A 24799-nucleotide genomic window follows, 5' to 3' on the forward strand; every position below is an offset into this window, starting at 1 on the left:
TTCGTTAGTTTGTTGAACGAACATTCCTGAAGATTTTCGACGACGGGCCGATACCATGCACAAGACAGGAGAACCCCATGCGATTCGTGCTCATTGCTGTGCTGGCCCTCAGCGCCGTCGGCTGTACCCGTTGGTCGATGGACCATCATTTGAACAATGCCTACCACGCTTATGACCGCGGCAATTGCGAGCAGGTGATGCTCGAGCTGTCCAAGGTCGAGCGCGAGAGCCGCTCGCGGCGTTATGTGCAACCGGAAGTGTCGATGATGCGCGGGCTCTGCCTGGAGCGTCAGAAATGGTTTATCGATGCGGCTCAGACCTACCAGTTCATCATTACCCAATACCCGTACAGCGAATACGCCTTCCGCGCCCGCGCGCGCCTGGAAACCCTGCAGTCGTTGGGGCACTACCCGACCCGCAGCGCCGCGCAGGCCAGGCCGAGCGCTTACTGATGACATCTGCAAGCTGATCACTGGCCGATGATGAGCATTCAGCTAACATTTGGATAAGCCGTTTTAGCAGCTCCACACTAAACGACAGCACCATCCGGGATCGGCAGGAGTAGGTGACAGGGCCAGCACAGCCACTGTCGCACCGTGACCGGAGAGAGTGAGCTTGCCTGGCAGGCCCGTTCCGAAGCATTAGTGCGGCCATGCTTAATGGCCTTCTATAGTGATACCCAGCATGTTTACCGACCGCCGGATCGAGCGGCATCAACTGCCGTATTTTTTAAGGGTGTTCAACAGCGTCACCGATAAACCCATTGGCTTTCTGGGCAACGTTTCCGTAGACGGGCTGATGCTGATCAGCCAGTTGCCGATGATGATCGGCGCCGACTTCGAACTGCGCCTGAAAATCCCCACCAGCGGTACCTGCCTGCAGGTGATCGACCTCACCGCCTCTTGCCTGTGGTGCCATGAAGACACGACACCCCATCACTACGATGCGGGCTTTGTCGTGCTTCAGGCACCGGAGGAATATCGGCAACTGGTCAGCGCCTTGCAGCAATACTTCAGCTTTCATTCGTTGTCGGCTTCGGCGTAGCTCTCAAGGTTGCCGGAGGACATTTGTGGCGAGGGGGCTTGCTCCCGCCGGCCGGTCCGCGCTCGGGCGAAGCCGTCGTAAAGCCGGCTGACGCGTACTACCTGATAAAACTCGGCGGCTGGTTTTAGGGCCGCTGCGCGCCCCAGCGGGAGCAAGCTCCCTCGCCACAGGGTATATGCCCGGCGCCTGATTCCCTGAAGCCGACGGGCACTCCTGCTGCCTACACCCTGACCGACCCCTCCCGATCCATCGCCCTCTCGACCAACAACACCGCCAACTCCATCAGGCTATAGATCGCCAGGGCGAGGTTGCGCTGTTTGCCTTCCAGATCATCGGACAAATCCAGGGTCAGGGTGCTGGCCGAGCATAAGGTTTCGTAGGCATGGGCCATCAAGGCTTCGGGGTTGATGTCCGGGGCGACGGTGAAGATCTGCGTGCGGTCGGCGCTGGAGCCGGGCTTGTCCGATGGTGGTGGGATCAGATAGTGATCCAGTGCTCGGTACGCGGCTTCGCGGAGCTTTTTCGAATCGAGGGCTTCGTAGGGTGAAACGTTGGATGTTTCGGGCGGATCGGGGGTCACTTTGAACATTGATTTGTTTCCTTTGGTGGGGCTGCCACCGCTTCGCCACTAAACGAAGGGGTGGCGGCTGTACGCAGGTTAGTAGACCGGGGAAACAAAAAAAGCCGGCGCGCCCGAGGGCGCCCTACGCACAGCCACCATCAAGTGCAGGCAATAGGGAAGCCTGACTGTTTGGAGCTCGATGCGCTTTGTTTTAACCACGGGCTACTAAACCCGATCGCTGATAGGCAGCGACAGGGATCACGTTAGCCATGGCGGCCAAGGCGCACAAGCGGGCGGATTCTGGGGGATGTGTAGGCAGCGGCGCAAGGTGATGTAGTCAACGGAGAGTTCTATCGGAGAAGCGGATTGTCGCGTAATTGAGCACCGTTTGTCGGAACTGTCAGTTCTTACAGGTGGTTTTTCATTCTAACGAGCAGTAGAAACGGTTCCCAAGAGGCCGGCAACTTCGCCTGGCAAAGGAGAGCTGACACATGGCGGATGAAATAGAGCTGTTGCCGAATGGGTTGTGGCCCGGCCCAATTATCAGTAGCCCTGGAAATGGGGCGACCCTCTCACCTAATGGCTTTTATGTTATAGGCATAGCGGCGTCAGGGGGAATCATCATTACAGACTGGAAGCTGGAGTTTTGGGGGGCCAGCGACCCTCATTACTCGGCAGGCGCTTGGATAGAGTTCAATAAATGGATACCTGGTTCCGACTTCAGGGTAGGAACTTATCATTTTAGGCTTCGCTTTCGTTCAACGGGTATATGGAGTAGCTGGAGCGAAAGGTACAACTTGACGATGCCTGCCCGATTACCTCCCCTGCCGGTGATCGATCAACCGGGTGAAAATGAGCATAAGGCAAACCCCGTGACGGTCACTGGCCGGGGGGCGTTGTCGGGAGCCACAATATTTGTTCACACCGGGGGAAGTGGCGGCGAACTGGGTAGCAAGCCGGCGAACCCGGACGGTAGCTGGTCAGTGCCTCTGAGTGCATTGCCAGTGGGACCCGCGCTCTACCCGCTTGCAGTCCGGCAGTTTGCTAATGGCCAGTATTCCGAAGGTTGGGCCCCGCGCAATATCTACGTGATCCCCCCCCCGCCAGTGGTAGATCAACCGAGTGAAAATGAGCGTAAGGCAAACCCCGTGGTGGTCTCTGGTCGGGGGGCGTCGCCGGGAGCGACGGTTTATGTGGCCATTGGGGGACACGGTGGCGAACTGGGTAGCAAGCCGGCGAACCCGGACGGTAGCTGGTCAGTGCCTCTGAGTGCATTGCCAGTGGGAGCCGCGCGCTACCCGCTTGCAGTCCGGCAGTCGGTGAATGGCCAGTATTCCGAAGGTTGGGTCCCGCGCAATATCTACGTGATCCCACCGAAACCGGCCATCACTCAGCCATCCGGCTCGGTGCTGCCGGATCAAACGCTGAGCATTACCGGGGTTTATGCGGGGACCGGGACCGTCACGCTGAAGATGCAGTATGGCGCTGGCAACCCGGTGGCTGGAAGCTTTACGGGCAGCGGTTCCACCCGCACCTTCATACCCACTTCAGCGTGGGTCCCGGGCAGCGGCCGGATGGTCAAGGTGGTGCAGACCGTCAATAATGTGGATTCCGATCCGAGCGAGGTGCGGACCTTCACCGTGAAGCCGCCGAAACCGGCCATCACTCAGCCATCCGGCTCGGTGCTGCCGGAGCAAACGCTGAGCATTACCGGGGTTTATGCGGGGACCGGGACCGTCACGCTGAAGATGCAGAATGGCGCTGGCAGCCCGGTGGCAGGAAGTTTTTCGGGCAGCGGTCCCACCCGCATCTTCACACCCACTCCAGCGTGGATCCCGGGCAGCGGCCGGACGGTCAAGGTGGTGCAGACCGTCAATAATGTGGATTCCGATCCGAGCGAGGTGCGGACCTTCACCGTGAAACCGCCGAAACCGGCCATCACTCAACCATCCGGCTCGGTGCTGCCGGAGCAAACGCTGAGCATTACCGGGGTTTATGCGGGGACCGGGACCGTCACGCTGAAGATGCAGAATGGCACTGGCAGCCCGGTGGCTGGAAGTTTTTCGGGCAGCGGTCCCACCCGCATCTTCACACCCACTCCAGCGTGGATCCCGGGCAGCGGCCGGACGGTCAAGGTGGTGCAGACCGTCAATAATGTGGATTCCGATCCGAGCGAGGTGCGGACCTTCACCGTGAAACCGCCGAAACCGGCCATCACTCAGCCATCCGGCTCGGTGCTGCCGGAGCAAACGCTGAGCATTACCGGGGTTTATGCGGGGACCGTCACTCTGAAGATGCAGAATGGCACTGGCAGCCCGGTGGCTGGAAGTTTTTCGGGCAGCGGTCCCACCCGCACCTTCACACCCAATCCAGCGTGGATCCCGGGCAGCGGCCGGACGGTCAAGGTGGTGCAGACCGTCAATAATGTGGATTCCGATCCGAGCGAGGTGCGGACCTTCAGCGTGAAACCGCCGAAACCGGCCATCACTCAGCCATCCGGCCCGGTGCTGCCGGAGCAAACGCTGAGCATTACCGGGGTTTATGCGGGGACTGTCACGCTGAAGATGCAGTATGGCGCTGGCAACCCGGTGGCTGGAAGCTTTACGGGCAGTGGTTCCACCCGCACCTTCACACCCACATTTGCGTGGACCCCGGGCAGCCGGACGGTCAAGGTGGTGCAGACCGTCAATAATGTGGATTCCGATCCGAGCGACGAGCGGACCTTCACCGTGAAACCGCGGAAGCCGGCCATCACTCAGCCATCCGGCCCGGTGCTGCCGGATCAAACGCTGAGCATTACCGAAGTTTATGCGGGGACCGGAACCGTCACGCTGGAGATGCAGTATGGCGCTGGCAACCCGGTGGCTGGAAGCTTTACGGGCAGCGGTTCCACCCGCACCTTCACACCCACATTTGCGTGGACCCCGGGCAGCCGGACGGTCAAGGTGGTGCAGACCGTCAATAATGTGGGCTCCGATCCGAGCGACGAGCGGACCTTCACCGTGAAACCGCCGAAACCGGCCATCACTCAGCCATCCGGCTCGGTGCTGCCGGATCAAACGCTGAGCATTACCGGGGTTTATACGGGGACCGGAACCGTCACGCTGAAGATGCAGGATGGCGCTGGCAGCCTGGTGGGTGGAAGTTTTTCGGGCAGCGGTTCCACCCGCACCTTCACACCCAATCCAGCGTGGATCCCGGGCAGCGGCCGGACGGTCAAGGTGGTGCAGACCGTCAATAATGTGGATTCCGATCCGAGCGAGGTGCGGACCTTCACCGTGAAACCGCCGAAACCGGCCATCACTCAGCCATCCGGCTCGGTGCTGCCGGATCAAACGCTGAGCATTACCGGGGTTTATGCGGGGACCGTCACGCTGAAGATGCAGGATGGCGCTGGCAGCTCGGTGGGTGGGCGCTGGTTGGGCAGCGGTTCCACCCGCACCTTCATACCCACTCCCGCGTGGGTCCCGGGCAGCGGCCGGACGGTCAAGGTGGTGCAGACCGTCAATAATGTGGATTCCGATCCGAGCGAGGTGCGGACCTTCACCGTGAAGCCGCCGAAACCGGCCATCACTCAGCCATCCGGCGCGGTGCTGCCGGATCAAACGCTGAGCATTACCGGGGTTTATGCGGGGACCGTCACGCTGAAGATGCAGAATGGCGCTGGCAACCCGGTGGCTGGAAGTTTTTCGGGCAGCGGTTCCACCCGCACCTTCACACCCAATCCAGCGTGGACCCCGGGCAGCTGGACGGTCAAGGTGGTGCAGACCGTCAATAATGTGGGCTCCGATCCGAGCGACGAGCGGACCTTCACCGTGAAACCGCCCATACCAAAGATCACTTACCCCGAGCATGAAGGAAAAACCTCAGGGCAACTTCCAAGGCTTGAAGGCGAGGGTTATTCCAGTTCCACGATCGAGGTCCGATATCTGGACGAGACTCCGGTGGCCAAGGATGTGCTGGTGGGGGACGGTAGCTGGCTTCACCCAGCCCGTGATCCATGGATTCTGGGGCGGCACACGCTGAAGGTGCAGCAAACCTTCAGCGGGCAAGCGTCCGATTGGTCGGATCCGCACACGTTTGATGTCATTCCTGATGAGCCCTTGTTCACAGAGCCAGAGAAGGACACTGAAACTTCGTCGCTCCCGACAATCGGCGGCAAGAGTTTGCCCTATGCGGATGTCACCGTCCGGCTCAAGGGCGGTAGGGAGTTATTCACCAAAACGGCGGATGCGGATGGAGTGTGGTCGGACCAGGTAACAAGGCACCTGGATGCCGGGGGGCAGTTGATCGAAGCGCAGCAGGAGTTAAACGGGCATGTTTCCGAATGGAGTGATGTTCATACGTTTATCGTGAAAAAAGATTCGCTGTACCAGCCACCAGGCATCACTGCTCCTAGGGATGGCAGCAGCATGGGGGCTAACAACATACTCTTTCGCGGGACCGGCCTTAATACCTTACAGGTCAAGTTGAAGGTCAAGCAGGGAAGTGAAGAAAAGGGTGCGGACGAAGCTTCAGTGAAAAATCGTCAGTGGAGTTCTCATAAAAAAATCCCGCTGCAAGCAGGCCCCTATACATGGCAAGCGCAACACAGCTCTGATAGTGGCGAGTCTGACTGGACCCCCCCTCGTAACATTACCATTACCGCTGCGGCATTCGAGTTTGCCGAAGCCGGCCCGGTGATCGGCCGGCCGGTGGTGGACACCGGGGAGAGCGTACTGTTGCGAGTTCAGGCTGTGTCCAGCGAAACCGGGGACGGGAGAGAGGGGCTTCACGTCGACTGGAGTGTTGATGGGCAAGCCGTCATGGCGACCACTGTCACAGGTCCGGGCGGTTGGACCAGTTTCAGGTATATACCGGACACCGCTGGTGAGCACTTGGTCATTGCCGATTTAACAGAAGAGAACGACGGAGTCGTAGTCGCACAGCCGTTTGAGGTGACCGCGTTGCAGCGCGATGCCTGGGCGCGGGAGTTCACACTTTGGTTGAATGGCGAACAGGTGGATCTGGCCCAGCGGGATCTGGTTCTGCTACACGGGGAATCCTATAATCTGGAGCTTAAAATCAACAGTGGTAGTCCATTGATTGGCTTGACCAGTGTCGCTCTGGAAGACCTGTTGGGCGCTGTGGAACTTGGCTTGGCGTTTGTTCCGCCCTTGGGAACGCCACAGCCGGTAGTGGCAGGAACTTTGCGCTGGTCGATTTCTTCCAGCACAGACAAAACCGGCTTTTTCGGCCTGAAGCTGAGCAGCCCGAAACTGCCGGACTGGCAGCTGCCTGGACGATTGGTTTCCAGAATGCTTGCCGACGAAGTAGAAGCGATCGAAGTTGACGGACAGGATGTGTATCGTTCGACATTAGGGATGGTGCTAAAGCCTGGGGTAAAACGTCAACTGAAGTTGATTCTGAAAAGCAGTAGCGTATTGGTAGGACTGGATTTTAAAGTTCAGATCAGTGATCGCCCTGATGTGACCTATGATCCACCAGAAATGGTCGCCAGGCCCATGCTGTCGGAAGGTTTGCAATGGAGTGCTGAAGCCAGAAAAATTCAAACTAATACGCATTATTTCGGTTGTACATCCGTCCCGTCAGTGAGGGCGGTCATTTTCAACGTGCGGCAAGTGGGCGCAACCCTGGATACAACCATTCCGATAACGAATGATTCCAATCCAGTGGGCGAGTCTATCCCGCAGGGGACTGCTGTTTTCAATCGTGGTGCACGCCACCTTATTAAAGTGTCGGTACCTAACAGGCTAACGCCGGTATTAGATTTGCATATCGTGCTGGATCATTCGGACGGTCCAGAGAGTCTAGTAAATTATTCACCTGCTCTAGGTGAACCGAGATTAGTCAAAGCCAATGATTGGGACAATGATTTGACTTGGACCGTTACAGTGGCAGACCAAACGGGGAGTTTCAGACTTAAAATCAGCTGTCCGGAGTTGGAAATGAGCAGTTACATCAATTGTGAGGTGAGGTGATGATCAGGGCTCAGACGAAAGTCGACGGTGATTGGGTAAGGTGGTTTTAAGACCTGCCTTTTGCGTAAGGGAGCTTGCCGCTAAAAAGTCCCCGCCTTCTTCCAACTCAAATACCGCGTCACCAACTCGGCCCCCAGTTCATGGGGGCTCGCATCCAGCACCGGCACGCCATGAGCGCTCAACCGCTCATGGAGCTGCGCTCGTGCATTCAAGTAATCGACCGTCCCGCAATAGGCCAGCGCTTCAGACAAGGTTTGCACCGGAGCCTGGCGCAGGTGGTCGAGCACTTCTTCGCGCAGGCTGGCGACCAACACTCGGTGTTGTCGGCTCATGCGCTTGACGGCAGTCAGCAATTCTTCATCGTCTTCATCCCGCAGGTTGGTCACCAGCACCACCAGTGCCCGGCGTTTTTGTCGGGTCAGCAGCTGGTTGGCGGCGGCCTGGTAGTCGGCGGGGCGTTGGCTGCTGTCGAGGTTGTAGACGGCGTTGAGCAGTACGTTGAGTTGGCCCTGGCCTTTGACCGGGGCGAGGTAACGCGATTGTTCGCCGGCAAAGGTGCTCAGGCCCACGGCGTCGCCTTGACGCAAGGCGACGTAACTGAGCAGCAGGCAGGCATTGAGCGCATGGTCGAAGTGCGCCAGTTCGCCGTCCTGGCTGCGCATTCGCCGACCGCAATCGAGCATGAAGATGATTTGCTGGTCGCGCTCGTCCTGATACTCACGGGCGATGGGTGTGCGCTGGCGGGCGGTGGCTTTCCAGTCGATCTGGCGCAGGCTGTCGCCTTCGCGAAATTCGCGCAGTTGGTGGAATTCCAGGCCCAGGCCGCGACGTTGACGCTGGCGGACGCCGAGCTGGCTGAGCCAGTTGTCCACGGCCAATAGCTGCGCGCCATACAAGCGGGCGAAGTCCGGGTAGACCCGGGTGCTGTCGATCGCGCTCAGATAACGTCGCTCGGACCACAGGCCCAAGGGGCTGGGCAGACTGATTTCGCAACGCTCGAAGCTGAAATGACCACGTTTGAGCGGGCGCAGGCGGTAGCCGATCTGGCTCTGCTGGCCCGGTTGCAGTTCGACTGATTGCGGCAGGTTTTCGAAGCTCAGGCCATCCGGTACGTGGTCGAACAGCTGTATGTTCAGCGGTTGGCGGTAGTCGTGCTGGATATCGAGGCGCACTTCGCCCCAGCGGCCGAGCGCCAGGCTGCCGGGCATTTGCCGCTGCAGGCGGGGTGAAGGCAGGCGTTTGAGCCTGAGGGCATCGAGTAGCGCCAGGAGCAGGAGGGCGAGTAGCAGTCCCCAGTGGATGGACAGCAGGCTCGGCGCAACCGCGACGCCGAGCGCCCCAAGCGTGCCCAGCACAATGCCGATGCCCAATAGCACTGAAAGCCAGATCAGCAGCAGGCGCGATGGGTTCATGGGTGTCGGGATCCCACGCAGGGGTAAAGATCGCAGCCTGCGGCAGCTCCTACGCCGACCGTGTGCAACCGTGATACCGCAGGTGTACGCAAATCCCGTAGGAGCTGCCGCAGGCTGCGATTTTTTTGAGCGCACCGCCGATTCATCATGAACGTATTCACAACCGTGGCGCCGGGACTTGATCGAGCAGTTGCTTGAGCACTTGATCCACCTCCAGCCCTTCGATATCCAGCTCCGGCGCGATCCGCACGCGGTGACGCAGCACGGCCAGGGCACAGCCTTTGATGTCATCCGGGGTGACGAACTCACCGCCGCGCAACAAGGCCCTGGCTCGTGCGCCGCGTACCAGGGCAATCGAGGCGCGCGGACCGGCGCCGAGGATCAGGCCAGGCCAGCTGCGAGTGGTGCGGGCGATGCGCACGGCGTAGTCGAGTACCTGTTCGTCCAGCGGCAGGTCGCTGGCGATGCGTTGCAAGGCCGGCACGTCCTTGGCTTGCAGCACAGTGCGCAGCGGTTGAACGTCGAGCATGTCGGCCCTGGTCGAGCGACTGACCTGGCGGACCATGTCCAACTCCTGCTCGGCGTCGGGGTAGTCCATGCGCACTTTGAGCATGAAACGGTCGAGCTCGGCTTCCGGCAGCGGGTAGGTGCCTTCCTGTTCAATCGGGTTTTGCGTGGCGAGTACCATGAACGGCTGGCCGATCGGCAACGCCCGGCCTTCGAGGGTGACCTGGCGTTCCTGCATGGCTTCGAGCAACGCTGCCTGGGTTTTTGCCGGGGCGCGGTTGATCTCGTCGGCCAGCAGCAGGTTGGTGAACAGCGGACCTTTGCGCAGCTTGAACTGCTCGGTCTGCATGTCATACACCGCATGGCCGGTGACGTCGCTGGGCATCAAATCCGGGGTGAACTGGATGCGTGCGAATTCACCGCCAAAGCAGCGGGCCAGGGCGCGCACCAACAAGGTCTTGCCCAGCCCCGGCACGCCTTCGAGCAGCACATGGCCGCCGGCAATCAAGGCGGTGAGCACGTCATCGATCACTGCATCCTGGCCGATCACGGCTTTGCGCAGTTCCTCGCGCACCGCCTGAGCCAGTTGGCTGGCCCGCTGACGCTGCTGGGCGATATGGGCCTGGGTGCTGACGGGCTCGATCTGGCCCGCATCCGTCGGTTGTTCGCTCATAGGGCATTCCTGAGGGTTTGCAGCTGGGCCACCTGACGGCTGAAGTCGGCGCTGGAAAGCCGCTGTTTTGGCCGTGGGGCGAGGGCCTGGCTGATGGCACGGGTGGGTTGGCCGGTCAGGCGCGCGAGCACCTGCCATTGTTCGGCAACGCCGAGTCGTTCAAAACCGGGATGGCGGTGTCGGGCGCGGCGCAGGAGGTCTTGTTGCAACGTCTGTAACAGGCTGCGTTGACCGCTGCGCCGCAGCAGGAAATCGGCGCTGGCGCGCAAGTGTTCCTGAAGTTGTCGGCGGGCCTTGGGCGCTGGTGCTTGCAGCGGGCCGCGACGCATCGCGACGTGCCAGATCCCCAGGCCGGCCAGGGCTGCGAGCGCGATCAGGGCTTGTGGGAAATAGCGCAGCAGCAAGGTCGGCAGGTTGTCGTGGGCGATGTTGAAGAGCAGCGTCACGCGGGTGTCCGAACTCAGGTACCAGAGCAGCCAGGCATTGTCGTAGCGGCCGATGTTCGGGGTTTTCCAGAGTTCGGCGTCGGTGACCACGGTGATAGAGCCGAGGCCATAATTCAGCTGCATCATATGGGTGGCCAAGGCACTGTTGGCCCAGGCCTGGGTGAGGTTGTTCGGGTCTTCGAGATGAAAGTCGGTGTCGAAACTGGCGTAGGCCGGCGCGTCTTCGTCTTCCAGATAGAGTTTGGTCAGCTTGGGATGGGGGCCTTTGGCGGCTTTGGACGACGGCTGTTTCAGGTCTTTGCTCAGGTATTGGCGCAGTTGCAGGCGGTCGAGCAGCAGATCTCCACTGCGGCCCGTCTCTTCATCCCACAGTGCTTCGGCGACAAACAGCAAGCGCCCGCCGGCCCGGGCCCAGTTCAGCAGCTGATCGGCCTGGCGCGGGCTCATGTTCGACCTTTCGCCCAGCAATAGCAGGCTTTGTTGACGCGGCTCCAGAGTCGGCAGGATATCCAGGCTGTTGGCGTGGGCGACCTGCAAACCTTGCTGGCGCAGAAAGTGTTCGGCGGCCAGGTACGGATTGGCCACGGCCTCGGGAGAGGGGCCGTGATCGATCACTTCCTGATACGGCTTGGCGTTCAGGTAGAGCCAGGCGCCGAGTGCTATCAGTAAACCGCTGATGAGCACGCCGACGAGCAACAGCAGTCGCCGATTCATCGGGTCGCCCCCGAGTCGAACAGCTCGCGCCAGGCATCACAGAGTTCCTGGTGCAAATGCGCAGGTGGCAATCGATGACCGTAAGCCAGGTTCTGCCAGTGCAGGGTGAGGTTTTTGCTGAAGGCTTGCAGGGCTGGATGTTGCAGCTGCTGGATGCGCTCCAGCACCTGGCCTTCGGTATCGGCGGCTTTCAGCGGAAGGTCAAAATCATGCAGCAGACGGCTGAGCAACGCCCGATAAAGCAGGCCAAGCGCTTCACGAGGTTGCGTTGGCCAGAGGCGTTCGGCGCTGGCGGCGACATCGGCGGGCAGGGTGTCGAGGCTGACATCCAGGCCGAACAGTTGCTCGGGGGCTGGGCGAGCGATCCGGTTGCGCAGCACCGGGCGGCGACTGACAAAAGTTTGTAACCACTCGCGATAATGCCAGAGCAGCAAGGCAATGCCACCGGTAATGCACGCCCACAGCAGAATCTCTATGACCTTGGCCAAGGAGCCTAAACCCTGGCTATCGAACATCCCCAACAGTGCTTTCAACCATTGCGGCGCTTGTACGTCGCGGGTCTGCTCTGGCGAGTCTTCGCCGAAGCGATAGCGGGTAACGGTTTGCGGATGCTGGAACGGCGGTTTTTCGAGTATGGCTTCGATGCTGTCCCTGGAAGCCTGGCTGGTCAGCGATTGGTCAAGCAAACGCGGACTGTCCGGGCCGTTGGGCGCTTCAGCGGCCCAGGCCGGCGGTGCCATGGGAATCAGCATCAGCCCGGCCAGCATCAAGGTCACGGCGACGTTACTCAAACGTTGGCGCAGACGACGGAAGATCAGTTCGATGTCCCAGGCTTCGAGCACGGTGCGCCGATTGAGGTACAGGCTGAAGCCGCAGGCGACATAGATAGGTTCCCAGACGATCAGCACCAACACGTAGAGGGCATTGATCAGGTGTTCCAGCCACAGCCAGTCCTGCGTGGCCGCGGTAATCAATGCCTGCCAGCTCCAGTCCAGCTCGACCTGTTGCGGCAGGAGCAGATAGAACAGCACCATCAGCCCGATCCACCAGGCGATCTCCAGGTGCACGCCGATTACCGTCAGCCAGCGTGCCGCGCCGCTATTGCGTTGTTGCAACACCAGCAACCGTTGCTGTCGCGCCTGCCCGCTCAGCCCCTCCAGCTGCACCACCGGCATGATGAAACTGCGGCTCAGGCTCAGGCGGCGCCAGGTCAGGCTGGCCAGCAGTTGCGGTTTGAGCAGGCGCGGCCACTGGCCCAATGCCTGTTTCAACGTTGGGGTTTCACCGAACAGGGCTTTGGAAAGGATATGCAGCGGCAAACGATCGAACGCCGGTTTCAGCCACCAGAACAGCAGCAGGGCGAGATTGGGCGAGTCCCATAGCAGCAGGCTGAGCAGCGCGAAGACTGGCAGGGTGATGATCGCCCAACTGGTCATCAGCAGGCGTCGGTGTTGCTGGCTGAGCAGTACGCCCAGGTCCATGGCTTCCCAGCGGGTGCGCGGGCGGATGACCACGCTGGCATCACTCAGGCGCATGGGGCGTACGTCCGGCAAACAACAGGTAAGCCGCCATCAGCAGCCAGAGGAGTGCGCCCACCAGGTATTTGATCAGTGGCGTGGGCTCGGTCATGGACGACCAATAGGCTTCTATAAAGGCCGCAATCAGCAAAAACAGCATTACCCCGCAGATCAACTGCACGCTCTTGCGCGCTGCCAGCCGCAAGGCTTCACCGCGCGGCAGACGCCCTGGCGCGATCAATGCCCAGCCCAGTTGCAGGCCGGCGGCACCGGCCAGGGCAATGGCGCTGAGCTCGAAGGCGCCATGGCCGATGACGAAGGACCAGAAGGTGTCCCCATAGCCGATGTGCGTCAGGTGACCGGCGACGGCACCGATCATCAGGCCATTGAAGAACAGGAAAAACACGCTGCCCAGGCCGAACAGCAAACCGCTGGCGAAGGTCTGAAAGGCGATGCCGATGTTATGCATGATGTAGTAGCCGAACATCACCCAGTCTTCACTGGAAGCGCGCTCGGCAGTACGCCCGAGATGGGCGGCGGCGGGATCGTACATGCTTTGCAGGTTGGCCAGCTGCTCGCTGGAGACCAGGCTGTAGACCAGCTCCGGGAACAGAAAAACCAGAAGGCCGATGCCCAACAGACTGCCAAAAAACAACAGGCCGGCCACCACTACGAAAGGCCATTGCTCACGGACCAGTCGTGGGAAGCCAGCCAGGATGAAACTCAGGGTATCGGCGCCCAACTGTCCGCGGCGCCGATAAAGTTGCTGATGACCCCTTAATGCGAGCTGTTGCAGCGGATCAATCAGGAAACTGCTGTAGCCGCGTTCCTGGGCCAGGGCCAGGTGCTGGCAAAGGCGCCGGTAGTCCCTGGGGAAGTCGCTGCAGTCAGCGGCCTGCGCCTTGCCACTTTCCAGCTGTTCCAGGCGTCGGGCAAATTGATCCCACTGGGCTTGATGGCGGCTTTCGAACAGGCTTTGCTTCATGGCGGCCCCAGCAAGCCGCGGGCGATGCCGTTGAGTTCGGCGACGGCGCGTGGCGCAGAGACTTGCAGCGGCTGGGCGAGGATGGCTGCCAGCTCGTTGACTCGTTCATCGGAGAGCTCGCCCTGGCGTTCGGCAAAACTCAATACCGCGCGCTGTTCATCCAGATTGAGGATAAAGGGCGGCCGCAGCGGTTGCGCGAGGGGCAGGTGCGGGCGGGTTATCGGCTGTTCGCGGTAGATCACCAGCGTGCCGGCTGCCAGGTCGCCAAGACGCTTGAAGGCAGGATGTTGCAGGCAACTGAGGGCGCCGAGGAAGTAACCGAACGGCAGCATATCGACAAACCGCAGCAGGTTACGGGTCAGCGAGGCGCTCCAGCCGATGGGCGTGCCGTCGTCATGGACAACCCGCAACCCCATCAGTTGTTTGCCCGGCGAGCGGCCCTGATTGAGCACTTCGAACAGCACCATGTACCACCAGCTGAGCAGGAACAGCAGGATCGAGCCCAGGCCGATGCCAAGTTCTCCGAGAAACCCCAGGGCAATAAACAGCAGGGCAAGGATCAGCCCGCGAATCCCCAGGTCGATGGCGAAGGCCAGCGTTCGCGGCATCAGCCCGGCTGGACGCAGTGGCAGGTCGATGCCTTCTGGCGTCTCGACCTGGTACCGGGTATCCAGTGGCGGGTGCAGCGGCGCGTTCCGTGGCAGTGCTGAAGTCTGGAGCATGGGCAACTTGGTGGGTGTTGGTTGTGGGTCAATACTGAGCCGATGCTAGCAGTGACCGAGGGATAAACGACATAACTATGTAACAAACAATGCCGCGAATAAGGATTGAATGCACACAGCGCTGGTCGGGCCAACCTGTGAGCGCCTAGACTTTGCCGGTCTTTAGATCAGGAATAGCCCGTGACCTCCATCTTCTGGTACGACTATGAAACCACCGGCATCAACCCACGCTGCGACCGTGCGTTGCAAGTGGCAGGGATCCGCACCGATGCCAGGCTCAATGAGATAGGCGAGCCAGTCAATCTCTACTGCCAGCCGAGCGACGATATCCTGCCGCACCCGGTGGCCAGCATGATTACCGGCATTACCCCGAGCCGCCTGGCCGAGCAAGGCCTGAGCGAAGCCGAGTTCATGACCCGGGTTCATGCACAACTGGCGGCACCCGGGACTTGCGGGGCGGGCTACAACACCCTGCGCTTCGACGACGAAGTGACCCGCTATAGTCTGTACCGGAATTTTTTCGACCCTTATGCCCGCGAGTGGCAGGGCGGTAACAGTCGCTGGGATCTTATCGATGTGGTGCGCACCGCGTATGCGTTGCGTCCGCAAGGCATTGTCTGGCCCGAAGAGGACGGCCGCGTCACACTCAAGCTCGAACGCCTGACTGCCGCCAACGGCATCGACCATGGCCAGGCCCACGATGCCTTGTCCGATGTGCGGGCGACCATTGCGCTGGCGCGGTTGATCCGCGACAAACAGCCGAAGTTGTATGACTGGCTGTTCCAGTTGCGCAGCAAGCAAAAGGTCATGGAGCAGATAAAGCTGCTGCAGCCGATGGTGCATATCTCGGGGCGCTTTTCCGCTGCCCGGCACTATGTGGGCGTGGTTTTGCCGCTGGCCTGGCATCCGCGTAACCGTAATGCCTTGATCGTTTGTGATCTGCATCTCGATCCCCAGGGGTTACTGGATCAGGACGCCGAAACCTTGCGTCAACGGTTGTATGCTCGCCACGACGATCTGATACAAGGCGAGTTGCCCGTTCCGCTCAAGTTGATCCATATCAACCGTTGTCCGGTGGTGGCGCCGTTGTCTGTTTTACGCGCCGAAGATCAGCAGCGCCTGCAATTGGACATGGCACAGTATCAGGCTAGAGCGCTGCGGCTAACTGACGCACAAGAACTTTGGCGAGATAAAATCCTGACGATTTATACCAGCGAGGAATTTGTCCCCTGCCTGGACCCTGAGCAACAGTTATACGATGGCTTTATTGGAGACCGCGATCGCCGGTTATGCGAGCAAGTCAGGACCGCCGACCCTGCCCAATTAGCGCAAGAGCAATGGCCGTTCGATGATGAGCGCCTGCCGGAATTATTATTCCGCTACCGTGCTCGTAACTTTCCAGACACCTTGAATGTCCAGGAGCAAGAACGCTGGCGATTATTCTGTCAGCAACGTTTGATCGATCCTGAATGCGGCGCTCCGAATACTCTGGATACTTTTGATCAAGCCACGGCGCAAGGCCTGGCCACGGCGACAGTGGGGCAGCGTCAGGTACTCGATGAGTGGAACGATTATGCACAGGCGTTACGCAAACGTTTGAGCCTTTGAGTTCAATCACTGAATGTCAGGCATAAAAAAACGCCAGCGGGCTGGCGTTTTCTTGATCGTCACAAAGTGCTCTGCGACGGCTGTTGCTTAGCCCAGCAGGGTAGCCCAGCCTTCAACCACGTCACCGCCCCACTTGGCTTTCCACTCTTTCAGAGTCTTGTGGTTGCCACCTTTGGTTTCAATGACTTCGCCATTGTGCGGGTTTTTGTATTGTTTAACCTTGCGAGCACGTTTGGTGCCAGTAGTTTTCACGGCGCCACGTGGAGTTTTGCTGGTTTTGGATTCTGGATCCAGCAGAGCAATGATGTCGCGCAGGGATTTGGAGTATTCGCCCATCAGGGTGCGCAGTTTGCCTTCGAATTCCAGCTCGGTTTGCAGTTTGTCGTCTTGGGACAGATTCTTCAAACGGGCTTGCAGCTCTTTGATAGCTTCTTCGGTGGCGCGGTATTCGTTGATCAAGGACATGGGGACTACCTTATGTTGGGCACTGGATGACACGGTTACAGTGTCGCAATAATAGTCAGACGGTTTCAGCAAGTAAACATTAAAGCGGACTTTTATTTAATTTAAGTACAGAGTTTGCAAGAATTCCGAGTGTCAGTTAAATAAACTGATGGATTCATTACAGATATTCACATTAGAAACCTTGCGCAATTTGTGGGAAAGACACTCGTGGGGTTTCGCGTAACGAAAGACGTTGAAGGTCGGCGTTCGAGGTCTGACCGGACGTGTGATCAATGCGTCAGGAATACTGCAGTTTTGCCGCACAATGGCTAGAATGGCCGCCTTTGCGAAGTTCTGGAGTCTCCCCCTCATGCGCACTTTTCGGCTGGTGATTGCTTGCCCGGACCGCGTCGGCATCGTTGCTAAAGTCAGTAACTTTCTGGCGTCTCATAACGGCTGGATCACCGAAGCGAGCCATCACTCGGACAATCAAAGTGGTTGGTTCTTCATGCGTCACGAGATTCGTGCCGATTCGCTGCCCTTCGGGCTTGAGGCTTTTCGCGAGGCCTTTGCGCCGATTGCCGAAGCGTTCTCCATGGTCTGGCGCATTACTGACACCGAGCAGAAAAAGCGCGTGGTGCTGATGGCCAGCCGTGAGTCCCATTGCCTGGCCGACTTGCTGCACCGCTGGCACAGCGACGAGTTGGACTGCGAAATTTCCTGCGTGATCTCCAACCACAACGACCTGCGCAGCATGGTCGAGTGGCACGGCATCCCGTATTACCACGTGCCGGTGAATCCGCAGGATAAAGAACCGGCATTTGCCGAGGTCTCGCGCCTGGTCAAGCAGCATGACGCCGAAGTCGTGGTACTTGCCCGTTACATGCAGATCCTGCCGCCCGAGTTGTGCCGGGAATATGCGCATAAAGTCATCAACATCCATCACAGCTTCCTGCCATCGTTCGTCGGTGCCAAGCCCTACCATCAGGCTTCGATGCGTGGCGTGAAGCTGATTGGCGCAACCTGCCACTATGTAACCGAAGAGCTGGATGCCGGGCCGATCATCGAACAGGACGTGGTCCGGGTCAGCCACAGCGACAGCATCGAAGACATGGTGCGTTTCGGTCGTGACGTCGAGAAGATGGTGCTGGCTCGTGGCCTGCGCTACCACCTGGAAGACCGGGTGCTGGTGCATGGCAACAAGACCGTGGTGTTCTGACGGGTGTGTAGGAACTGCCGAGCCTGCGAGGCTGCGATCTTTTGATCCTGCCTTTGCGGCGGGCCCGAAAAAATCGCAGCCTGGCGGCAGCCCCTACGCCGACCGGGTACACGCGCAATGGGGTGGGTGCACACAATCCCCTGTAGGAGCTGCCGAGCCTGCGAGGCTGCGATCTTTTGATCCTGCCTTTGCGGCGCCCCCGAAAAGATCGCAGCCTGGCGGCAGCTCCTACGCCTGTTTGAGTTTCATCAGCTTGTGCAACAAGGGGCGTCCGACCATCAGCAGAAACACCGGCCCGCCTGCCAGCAGGTAGAAATAGTAGGTCACGGCCCGCCAGATCAGAATCGCTGCCGCCGCAGTCGACTTACCCACCATGGGCGCCAGCAACGCTGCCGAGGTGAGTTCCGCCGCGCCTGCGCCGCCGGGTATCAGGCTCAATTGCCCGGCGCTCAGCGCGAGCATCTGGATCAGAAAGCTCCAGGCCCATTGCAGGTCTGCGCCTAACCCTTGTAAAACCAGGTACAGCACGCTGTAGCGTAGAAGCCAATGCAGGCAGGTCAGGGCAAATACCTGGACGAGGGTTTGCCACGGCAGCTTGAGCGTGACACTGAAGGCCGCCAGAAACAGCAGCAGTTTGCGCGCCCAGCGTCGGCGGGTCAGCGCTTTGACGTTCAGGCGGTTGAGCACGCGGCCGCAGAAGAGGATCAATGAACGGTGGAAACGCGCCAGAATCAGGCAGCTGCACAGGCCGGCAAACAGTGAGATGGCACTCAGGGCGAGCATCCATTCCATGCGCTGACTGAGGTTCTGGAACAGTGCGTAGAACAGAATCCCGATCACCGCGCAGAGAAAGAACAGCAGATCACTCAACTGGTCCATGGCAAATACCGCGCTGCCATGGGCCGGACGCACGCCGTTGCGCGCCAGCAGGGCCATCAGGGTCAGAGGGCCGCCACTGCCACCGGGTGTGGCGCAGTAGGCAAACTCGGTGGACATCACCACCCCGAGGCTTTTCAGGCGTCCGATCCGGCCGCGGTGCTCCCCCAGCAACAGACGCAGGCGAAATGAGTTGAGCACCCAGCACAGCACAATCATGCCCAGCATAGTCAGCAGCAGCGCAAGCGGGAAACGCTGCATGCGCAGCCACATATCGCTACCACCGAGCAGCAGCGGAATCAGCACCGCCGCCAACAAGGCTACGACCAGCCAGATCGCCCTGATCATGCGGCACCCCGGGCGAGCTTGGCCTGCGTCGCCAGCCAGTTGGCCTTGGTCATTGGCACGCGACCCTCGGCCAGCAAACGCTTGAGAGTCTGCAGCCAGTAATTGCGAGAAAACTCGTGACGCAGGTCCATGGGGTGCACGCCGAGGCGAATCACCGGTGCTTGCCGCCATCGCTGTTCGCGTTGCTCGCTGAGTGCTTTCGACAGGCGACGGCGCCAGGCGCTGCGTGAACTCCAGACCAGCCCGGGAGCATCGACCGGTGTAAAGTCCGGCAGGCGGTAGAGATGTTGCGAGTCACTGGTATAGGCGAGCGGTACCTGACGCAGCGCCTGACGCGTGCCTTGGCTCATCAGCCAGGCCGGAGCGATAAAACCCCGCAGCGGCCAGTGGTAGCGCTGGAATAATTCGATTCCGGCGTGCAGGCGGGCGAGGGCGGCATTTTGCGACAAGCCATAGAACTCGCCCTCATGGGTATAGATGCGCCGCATGAACCAATCCTTGGGATTATGCGCAGGAGGGCTGTCGTCGCAGTGGAAATACCCGTGCAGCGCCAGTTCGTCGCCCCGGGCCAGGCGACTGCCCAGCAGGCGGCGAAAATCCGGGTGGGCGGCCAGTGCATTGTGCTTGTGGAAGTCGGGCACCACCAGCCAGGTCATCGGCACATTGCCCAGCGCATCGACCGCTTTGACGAACGGCTGATAATCCGCCCAGGTTTGCGGCGCGACGTCATGCAGCACCAGTAATACGCTGCGGGCGTACACAGGCTCAACCATGGGCCAGCAGCGGCGGCTGGTTGCCAAGCACGGCGCGATAGTGCCCCAACAGGCTGTTGACTACTGCGTCCCAGTCGTAATGCTGTTCGACATGCTGTCGAGCCTGCAAACCCAGGCGAGTGCTGCCCTGAGCGAACAGGTCACGCACGGCATTGGCCATCGCCTGCGGGCTGTCCGGGGTACAGAGCAGGCCGCAGTCCCGGGGAATGATTTCCTTGAACGCCCCGGCCGCCACGGCGACCACTGGAATTGCGCTGGCCATGGCTTCAAGGATGACCAGGCCGAAGGTTTCCTGATCGCCGGCGTGGATCAGCGCATCAGAACTGGCCATCAACCGCGCGACCTGTTGAGCCGGGCAGAATTGGTCGATTACTGTGACGTTGTCCGGTACCACGGCGGGCATCGATGAGCCGACCAGCAGCAGGTGATAACCCTCCCCGAGGATTTTCATGCAATTGAGTAGCACCTGCAGGTTCTTTTCCTTGGAACCGCGGCCGGCAAAGATCAGCAGACGGGTGTCTTCGCAAATTCCCAGTTCAGTGCGCAAAGCCGGGTCGCGGGCGCTGGGGTTGAAGGTTTGCAGGTCCACACCCAGGGGCTGCACAAAGACGTTCTTCACCCCTAATCCGGTCAGCTTGTCAGCCATGATCTGGCTGGGTGCCAATACCCGATCGAAATTGCCATAGAGCTTGCGGATATAAGCTTCGACATTCGGCATGCACCAGTTGCCCATGCGGTTGCTCGCCAGCAGGGGTAGATCGGAGTGATAAAAGCCGATCACCGGCACGTCCAGTTGACGGCGAGCGTCAAGGGCGGCCCAGGCGGTGAGGTACGGATCGCCGACTTCAATCAGGTCGGGTTGCAAGGCGCGCAGGACATTGCGCCAGGGAGCCAGACGCCAGGGGAAGCGGTAGCCTTTGCCAAAGGGCACGGCGGGAGCGGGAACTGTGTAAATACCGTCCTGCTCGCTCAGACCCGCCCCGGGGATCAGCAAGCTGTGACGGATTCCTGGCTGACGTCCCAGGCGACGGTGTTTGGCATCCAGATAAGTGCGCACGCCACCGCTGGCAGGGGCGTAGAACATGGTTATGTCAGCGATATGCACGATGAGCATCCCTCCTATCCGTTGTACTCCATAGGGTTGACCTTAATGAAGAATAGATGTTCGGTGGAGGAATGGCGGGGGAGGTCTATGGAAGAGGGTGCGGGGGCTGTCAGTTAACGGAAATCCCTGGTCTGGCGGGTAACTTGTGGCGAGGGAGCTTGCTCCCTCGCCACAAGTTATTGTGATCGACGTCAGATCCGGAAACTGCCCACCAGTTGTTTCAGCCGCGCCGCCTGCTGTTCAAGGTCCGCGCAGGCGCGCAAGGTCGACTGCAGGTTCTCGACGCCTTCCTGGTTGAGGGTGTTGATCTCGGTGATGTCGACGTTGATCGATTCGACCACGGCAGTCTGTTCCTCGGTGGCGGTGGCCACCGACTGGTTCATCCCGTCGATCTCACCAATGCGCTGGGTCACGCTGTTCAGGCGCTCACCGGCGAGGTTGGCGATTTCCACGCTGTCCTGACTATGGCGCTGGCTTTCGCTCATGGTCCCGACCGACTCGCGAGCCCCGACCTGCAGCTCTTCGATCATGGTCTGCACCTGTTGCGCCGACTCTTGGGTGCGATGCGCCAGGTTGCGCACTTCATCGGCGACCACCGCAAAGCCGCGACCGGCTTCACCGGCTCGCGCGGCTTCGATCGCCGCGTTAAGCGCCAGCAGGTTGGTCTGTTGCGAGATGCTGGTGATCACTTCGAGAATCTGCCCGATGTTCACTGTCTTGCTGTTAAGCGATTCGATGTTGGTGCTCGAAGCACTGAGCATGGTGGACAACTGATTCATCGCTTTAATGCTTCTGTCGACCACTAGCTGGCCGTCTTCGGCCAGGCCGCGGGCGTCGCTGGAGTGCTGCGAGGCGAGGGCGGCGTTCTGGGCTATTTCCTGGGCGGCGGCGCCCAGTTGATTGATCGCCGCGGCGACGCTGCTGGTGCGCGTGGCCTGCTGGTCGGAGTTGAACATCGACGAATTGGAAGCGCTCACCACGCGCAAGGCCACTTCGTTGACTTGGCCGGTAGCCGACGCCACTTCGCGGATCGAGGTGTGAATCCGCTCGACGAAGCGGTTGAAGGCGGTGCCGAGAATGCCGAACTCGTCCTGGTTCTGGATCGTCAGGCGTCGGGTCAGATCACCTTCGCCGTCGGCAATGTCCTGCATTGCGCGGGTCATCACATGCAGGGGTTGCAGCAGGATCCGGATCAGCATGCCCAGCAGGGCGATGATGATCGCCACGGCAATCACGGTGGCGACGATCGCCGAGGCGCGGAACTCGCTGAGCATCGAGAACGCCTTGTCTTTGTCCGCGGACAGGCCGATGTACCAGTTGACCGAAGGCAGGCCCTTGATCGGGGTGAAGGTCACGATGCGGGTCTTGCCATCGACCTCGACTTCACTGAAGTCGCTGTTGATGCGTGGCGTGTTCCGCGGATACACGTCGCTCAGGGTTTTCATCACCAGGGTTTTGTCCGGGTGTACCAGGATTTTGCCGTCGCCGCTGACCAGAAAGGCATAACCCAGGCCATCGAAGTCCAGCGCGTCGAGGGTCTGGATCAGGGTTTGCAGGCTCAGGTCGCCGCCCACCACGCCGACGTTTTGCCCGGCTTTTTTCGAGGCGGTGGCGATGGAGATAATCAGTTGGCCGGTGGCTGCATCTATATAGGGTTCGGTCAGTGTCGAGCTGCCGCTGTTTTCGGCACCTTTGTACCAGGGACGAACACGCGGGTCGAAACCGTCGGGCATTTTCGCGTCCGGGCGGATGGTGAAGCTGCCACTGGCATCGCCCAGATAGGAGGCCATGAACGTTGACGTCAGGGCTTTTTGCTCGAGCAGGCTGGCGACGCCAGGCTGGTCCGGATTGATGGCAATGTTCTGGGCAAGGTTCTCGATCAGCAGAATGCGCCCGGCCAGCCAGGTTTGAATATTGCCGGCCGTTACATCGCCCATTTCATGCAGGTAATTGTCCAGGTCCTGGCGAATCGCATTACGCTGCAGATAGTCGTTGTACAGCGTGAAGGAGGCGAAGGCAGCAATAACAATCAGGGCGGCGGCAAGCAGGATTTTATGGCTGAAGCGCAGATTTTTGTTCATGGCTTGTAGTGTCCGCTAAGGTCTTAATGTCCAGGGCGCGCAGTTTAAAAACGCGCAAAATGGGCAAAGGTGAAAGTAAGCTGATATTTCCATCTCTCCTTAGGGAATTATCTGACTTCGTTTTCAGTCTTTTCTGGTCTCTCGCTTTGCTATATCGACCATGCAGGCCTAAAGATTAACCATGGGTGACAAAATGCCTGACACATCGCAACTCGTTATCGGTGCTGACCTCCAGAGCCAGCCGATTGCCCAGGCCATGCGCCTGGCGAACCGTCACGGCCTGGTGGCAGGTGCTACCGGGACGGGGAAAACCGTAACCCTGCAACGGCTGGCCGAAGCCTTCAGCGATGCCGGCGTGGCGGTGTTCGCCGCCGATATCAAAGGCGATTTGTGCGGTCTGGGGGTTGCCGGCAATCCTCAAGGCAAAGTCGCCGAACGGATCGCCGGGATGCCTTGGCTCGATCACCGACCACAGGCCTATCCGGTCACCCTGTGGGACATCCAGGGGCAGTCCGGTCATCCGCTGCGCACTACCTTGAGTGAAATGGGCCCCTTGCTGCTCGGCAGTTTGCTGGAGCTGACCGACAGTCAGCAGTCGGCCCTTTACGCTGCCTTCAAAGTGGCCGACCGCGAAGGGCTGTTGCTGCTGGACTTGAAAGACCTCAAGGCGCTGCTTAACCACCTCAAGGACAATCCCGAGTTGCTCGGCGACGATGCGGCGCTGATGACCACCGGCTCCAGCCAGGCACTGATGCGGCGCCTCGCGACGCTGGAGCAGCAGGGCGCCGAAGCCTTGTTCGGCGAGCCGGCGTTGCAACTCGAAGACATTCTGCAGCCTGCCAGTGACGGCCGCGGGCGCATCCATCTGCTCGACGCCAGCCGCCTGGTGCATGAGGCGCCGAAGGTTTATGCGACCTTCCTGCTGTGGTTGCTGGCTGAGTTGTTCGAGCAACTGCCGGAGCGCGGCGATGCGGAAAAACCGCTGCTGGCGCTGTTCTTCGATGAAGCGCATTTGTTGTTCGCCGGCACGCCCAAGGCCTTGCAGGAACGTTTGGAGCAGGTTGTGCGCTTGATCCGGTCCAAAGGGGTCGGCGTGTATTTCGTCACCCAATCCCCGGGCGACCTGCCGGACGACGTGCTGGCTCAGTTGGGCTTGCGCATTCAGCACGGGCTGCGGGCGTTCACTGCCAAGGAGCAGAAATCCCTGCGGGCGGTGGCCGAGGGCTTCCGTCCGAACCCGGCGTTCGATGCGTTGGCGGTGCTGACGGAACTGGGCATTGGCGAGGCCCTGGTCGGCACCTTGCAGGAAAAGGGCACGCCGGCCATGGTCCAGCGGGTGCTGGTGGCACCGCCACAATCGCGAATCGGACCATTGACCGCTGCCGAACGTGCGGCCCTGATCGCCAGCTCGCCGTTGGTCGGGCGTTATGACAAACCGATCGACCGTGACTCGGCCTATGAAGTGCTGATGGGTCGCAAAGGCTTGGCTCCGGAGCCTGAAGCCGTGCCAGGCAAACCGGTGGCTGAAGAGCCGAGCTTTACTGACAAGGCCGGTGAATTTCTCGGCACCGCGGCCGGGCAGGCGTTGAAGTCAGCCATGCGCCAGGCGGCCAATCAGCTGGGCCGGCAATTGGTTCGTGGGTTGATGGGCTCGTTGTTGGGTGGCAGCAAGCGCCGCTAGCTAAAAGGCAAAAGATCGCAGCCTTCGGCAGCTCCTACGGCATGCGCGGTCCTTGTAGGAGCTGGCGCAGCCTGCGATCTTTTGATCTTGATTGTTGTTCG

General features: G+C 60.1%; 18 protein-coding genes and 1 pseudogene. 6 read left to right on the top strand and 13 right to left on the bottom strand.

The features are described 5' to 3' along the window. The first annotated feature begins 77 nt into the window (after positions 1-77). Together AC3IUA_RS06665 and AC3IUA_RS06670 are read left to right on the top strand one after the other, a co-directional pair. Positions 78-452: a tetratricopeptide repeat protein gene (locus AC3IUA_RS06665; RefSeq protein WP_489359685.1), complete on the top strand. Its 375-nt coding sequence runs from the start codon at positions 78-80 to the stop codon at positions 450-452. Between the two features lie 232 nt (positions 453-684). Continuing rightward, positions 685-1044 (top strand): PilZ domain-containing protein, encoded by a 360-nt coding sequence (locus AC3IUA_RS06670; RefSeq protein WP_489359686.1) that lies wholly within the window; start codon positions 685-687, stop codon positions 1042-1044. Between the two features lie 220 nt (positions 1045-1264). Here AC3IUA_RS06670 and AC3IUA_RS06675 read toward each other — a convergent pair whose 3' ends face one another. Further along, on the bottom strand, positions 1265-1633 hold the full coding sequence (locus tag AC3IUA_RS06675) for a DUF6124 family protein (RefSeq protein ID WP_489359687.1): 369 nt from the start codon (positions 1631-1633) through the stop codon (positions 1265-1267). A gap of 776 nt (positions 1634-2409) precedes the next feature. Between AC3IUA_RS06675 and AC3IUA_RS06680 the strand changes: the two genes are divergently transcribed. Next, positions 2410-7587, top strand: coding sequence for a hypothetical protein (locus AC3IUA_RS06680; protein ID WP_489359688.1), 5178 nt, complete (start codon positions 2410-2412; stop codon positions 7585-7587). Between the two features lie 80 nt (positions 7588-7667). Here AC3IUA_RS06680 and AC3IUA_RS06685 read toward each other — a convergent pair whose 3' ends face one another. From AC3IUA_RS06685 to AC3IUA_RS06710, 6 genes are all read right to left on the bottom strand, one after another. Continuing rightward, on the bottom strand, positions 7668-8999 hold the full coding sequence (locus AC3IUA_RS06685) for a DUF58 domain-containing protein (protein WP_489359689.1): 1332 nt from the start codon (positions 8997-8999) through the stop codon (positions 7668-7670). Between the two features lie 157 nt (positions 9000-9156). Further along, positions 9157-10179, bottom strand: a complete 1023-nt coding sequence (locus AC3IUA_RS06690; protein WP_489359690.1) for an AAA family ATPase — start codon at positions 10177-10179, stop codon at positions 9157-9159. Next, positions 10176-11339 carry a DUF4350 domain-containing protein gene (locus AC3IUA_RS06695; RefSeq protein ID WP_489359691.1) on the bottom strand — a complete coding sequence of 388 codons (1164 nt, stop codon included), beginning with the start codon at positions 11337-11339 and terminating at the stop codon, positions 10176-10178. The genes AC3IUA_RS06690 and AC3IUA_RS06695 overlap by 4 nt, the downstream gene beginning before the upstream one ends. Beyond that, a complete protein-coding gene (locus AC3IUA_RS06700; RefSeq protein ID WP_489359692.1) occupies positions 11336-12874 on the bottom strand; it encodes a DUF4129 domain-containing protein in 1539 nt (512 codons plus the stop codon). The genes AC3IUA_RS06695 and AC3IUA_RS06700 overlap by 4 nt, the downstream gene beginning before the upstream one ends. Further along, entirely contained in the window at positions 12861-13841 is a 981-nt protein-coding gene (locus AC3IUA_RS06705) for a stage II sporulation protein M (protein ID WP_489359693.1), read from the bottom strand. The genes AC3IUA_RS06700 and AC3IUA_RS06705 overlap by 14 nt, the downstream gene beginning before the upstream one ends. Continuing rightward, positions 13838-14563 (bottom strand): RDD family protein, encoded by a 726-nt coding sequence (locus tag AC3IUA_RS06710; RefSeq protein WP_489359694.1) that lies wholly within the window; start codon positions 14561-14563, stop codon positions 13838-13840. The genes AC3IUA_RS06705 and AC3IUA_RS06710 overlap by 4 nt, the downstream gene beginning before the upstream one ends. A gap of 180 nt (positions 14564-14743) precedes the next feature. Between AC3IUA_RS06710 and sbcB the strand changes: the two genes are divergently transcribed. Then, complete coding sequence (gene sbcB / locus AC3IUA_RS06715) at positions 14744-16171, top strand: exodeoxyribonuclease I (protein ID WP_489359695.1); 1428 nt, start codon at positions 14744-14746, stop codon at positions 16169-16171. Positions 16172-16258: 87 nt separating this feature from the next. Here sbcB and mvaT read toward each other — a convergent pair whose 3' ends face one another. Further along, positions 16259-16636, bottom strand: coding sequence for a histone-like nucleoid-structuring protein MvaT (gene mvaT, locus AC3IUA_RS06720; protein WP_150805129.1), 378 nt, complete (start codon positions 16634-16636; stop codon positions 16259-16261). A gap of 349 nt (positions 16637-16985) precedes the next feature. Here mvaT and purU point away from each other — a divergent pair, with 349 nt between their 5' ends. Then, positions 16986-17834, top strand: coding sequence for a formyltetrahydrofolate deformylase (gene purU / locus AC3IUA_RS06725; RefSeq protein WP_150805131.1), 849 nt, complete (start codon positions 16986-16988; stop codon positions 17832-17834). A 228-nt stretch (positions 17835-18062) separates the two neighbouring features. Here the strand turns inward: purU and gpgF are convergent, their stop codons facing one another. From gpgF to AC3IUA_RS06750, 5 genes and pseudogenes are all read right to left on the bottom strand, one after another. Continuing rightward, entirely contained in the window at positions 18063-19058 is a 996-nt protein-coding gene (gene gpgF / locus AC3IUA_RS06730) for a glucosaminyl phosphatidylglycerol flippase (protein WP_489359696.1), read from the bottom strand. Continuing rightward, positions 19055-19831: an N-acetylglucosaminyl phosphatidylglycerol deacetylase gene (gpgD, locus tag AC3IUA_RS06735; protein ID WP_489359697.1), complete on the bottom strand. Its 777-nt coding sequence runs from the start codon at positions 19829-19831 to the stop codon at positions 19055-19057. The genes gpgF and gpgD overlap by 4 nt, the downstream gene beginning before the upstream one ends. Further along, complete coding sequence (gene gpgS, locus AC3IUA_RS06740; protein WP_489359698.1) at positions 19824-20945, bottom strand: N-acetylglucosaminyl phosphatidylglycerol synthase; 1122 nt, start codon at positions 20943-20945, stop codon at positions 19824-19826. Before gpgS ends, gpgD begins: the two co-directional genes overlap by 8 nt. Positions 20946-21127: 182 nt before the next feature. Continuing rightward, entirely contained in the window at positions 21128-21892 is a 765-nt protein-coding gene (locus AC3IUA_RS06745; protein ID WP_489362253.1) for a methyl-accepting chemotaxis protein, read from the bottom strand. Between the two features lie 93 nt (positions 21893-21985). Beyond that, positions 21986-23017 (bottom strand): annotated as a pseudogene (locus AC3IUA_RS06750) (HAMP domain-containing protein); the annotation flags it as partial. Positions 23018-23210: 193 nt separating this feature from the next. Here AC3IUA_RS06750 and AC3IUA_RS06755 point away from each other — a divergent pair. Next, on the top strand, positions 23211-24698 hold the full coding sequence (locus tag AC3IUA_RS06755; RefSeq protein WP_489359699.1) for a helicase HerA-like domain-containing protein: 1488 nt from the start codon (positions 23211-23213) through the stop codon (positions 24696-24698). Positions 24699-24799: the final 101 nt, after the last annotated feature.

The sequence above is a fragment of the Pseudomonas sp. KH_050 genome, from assembly GCF_057838875.1.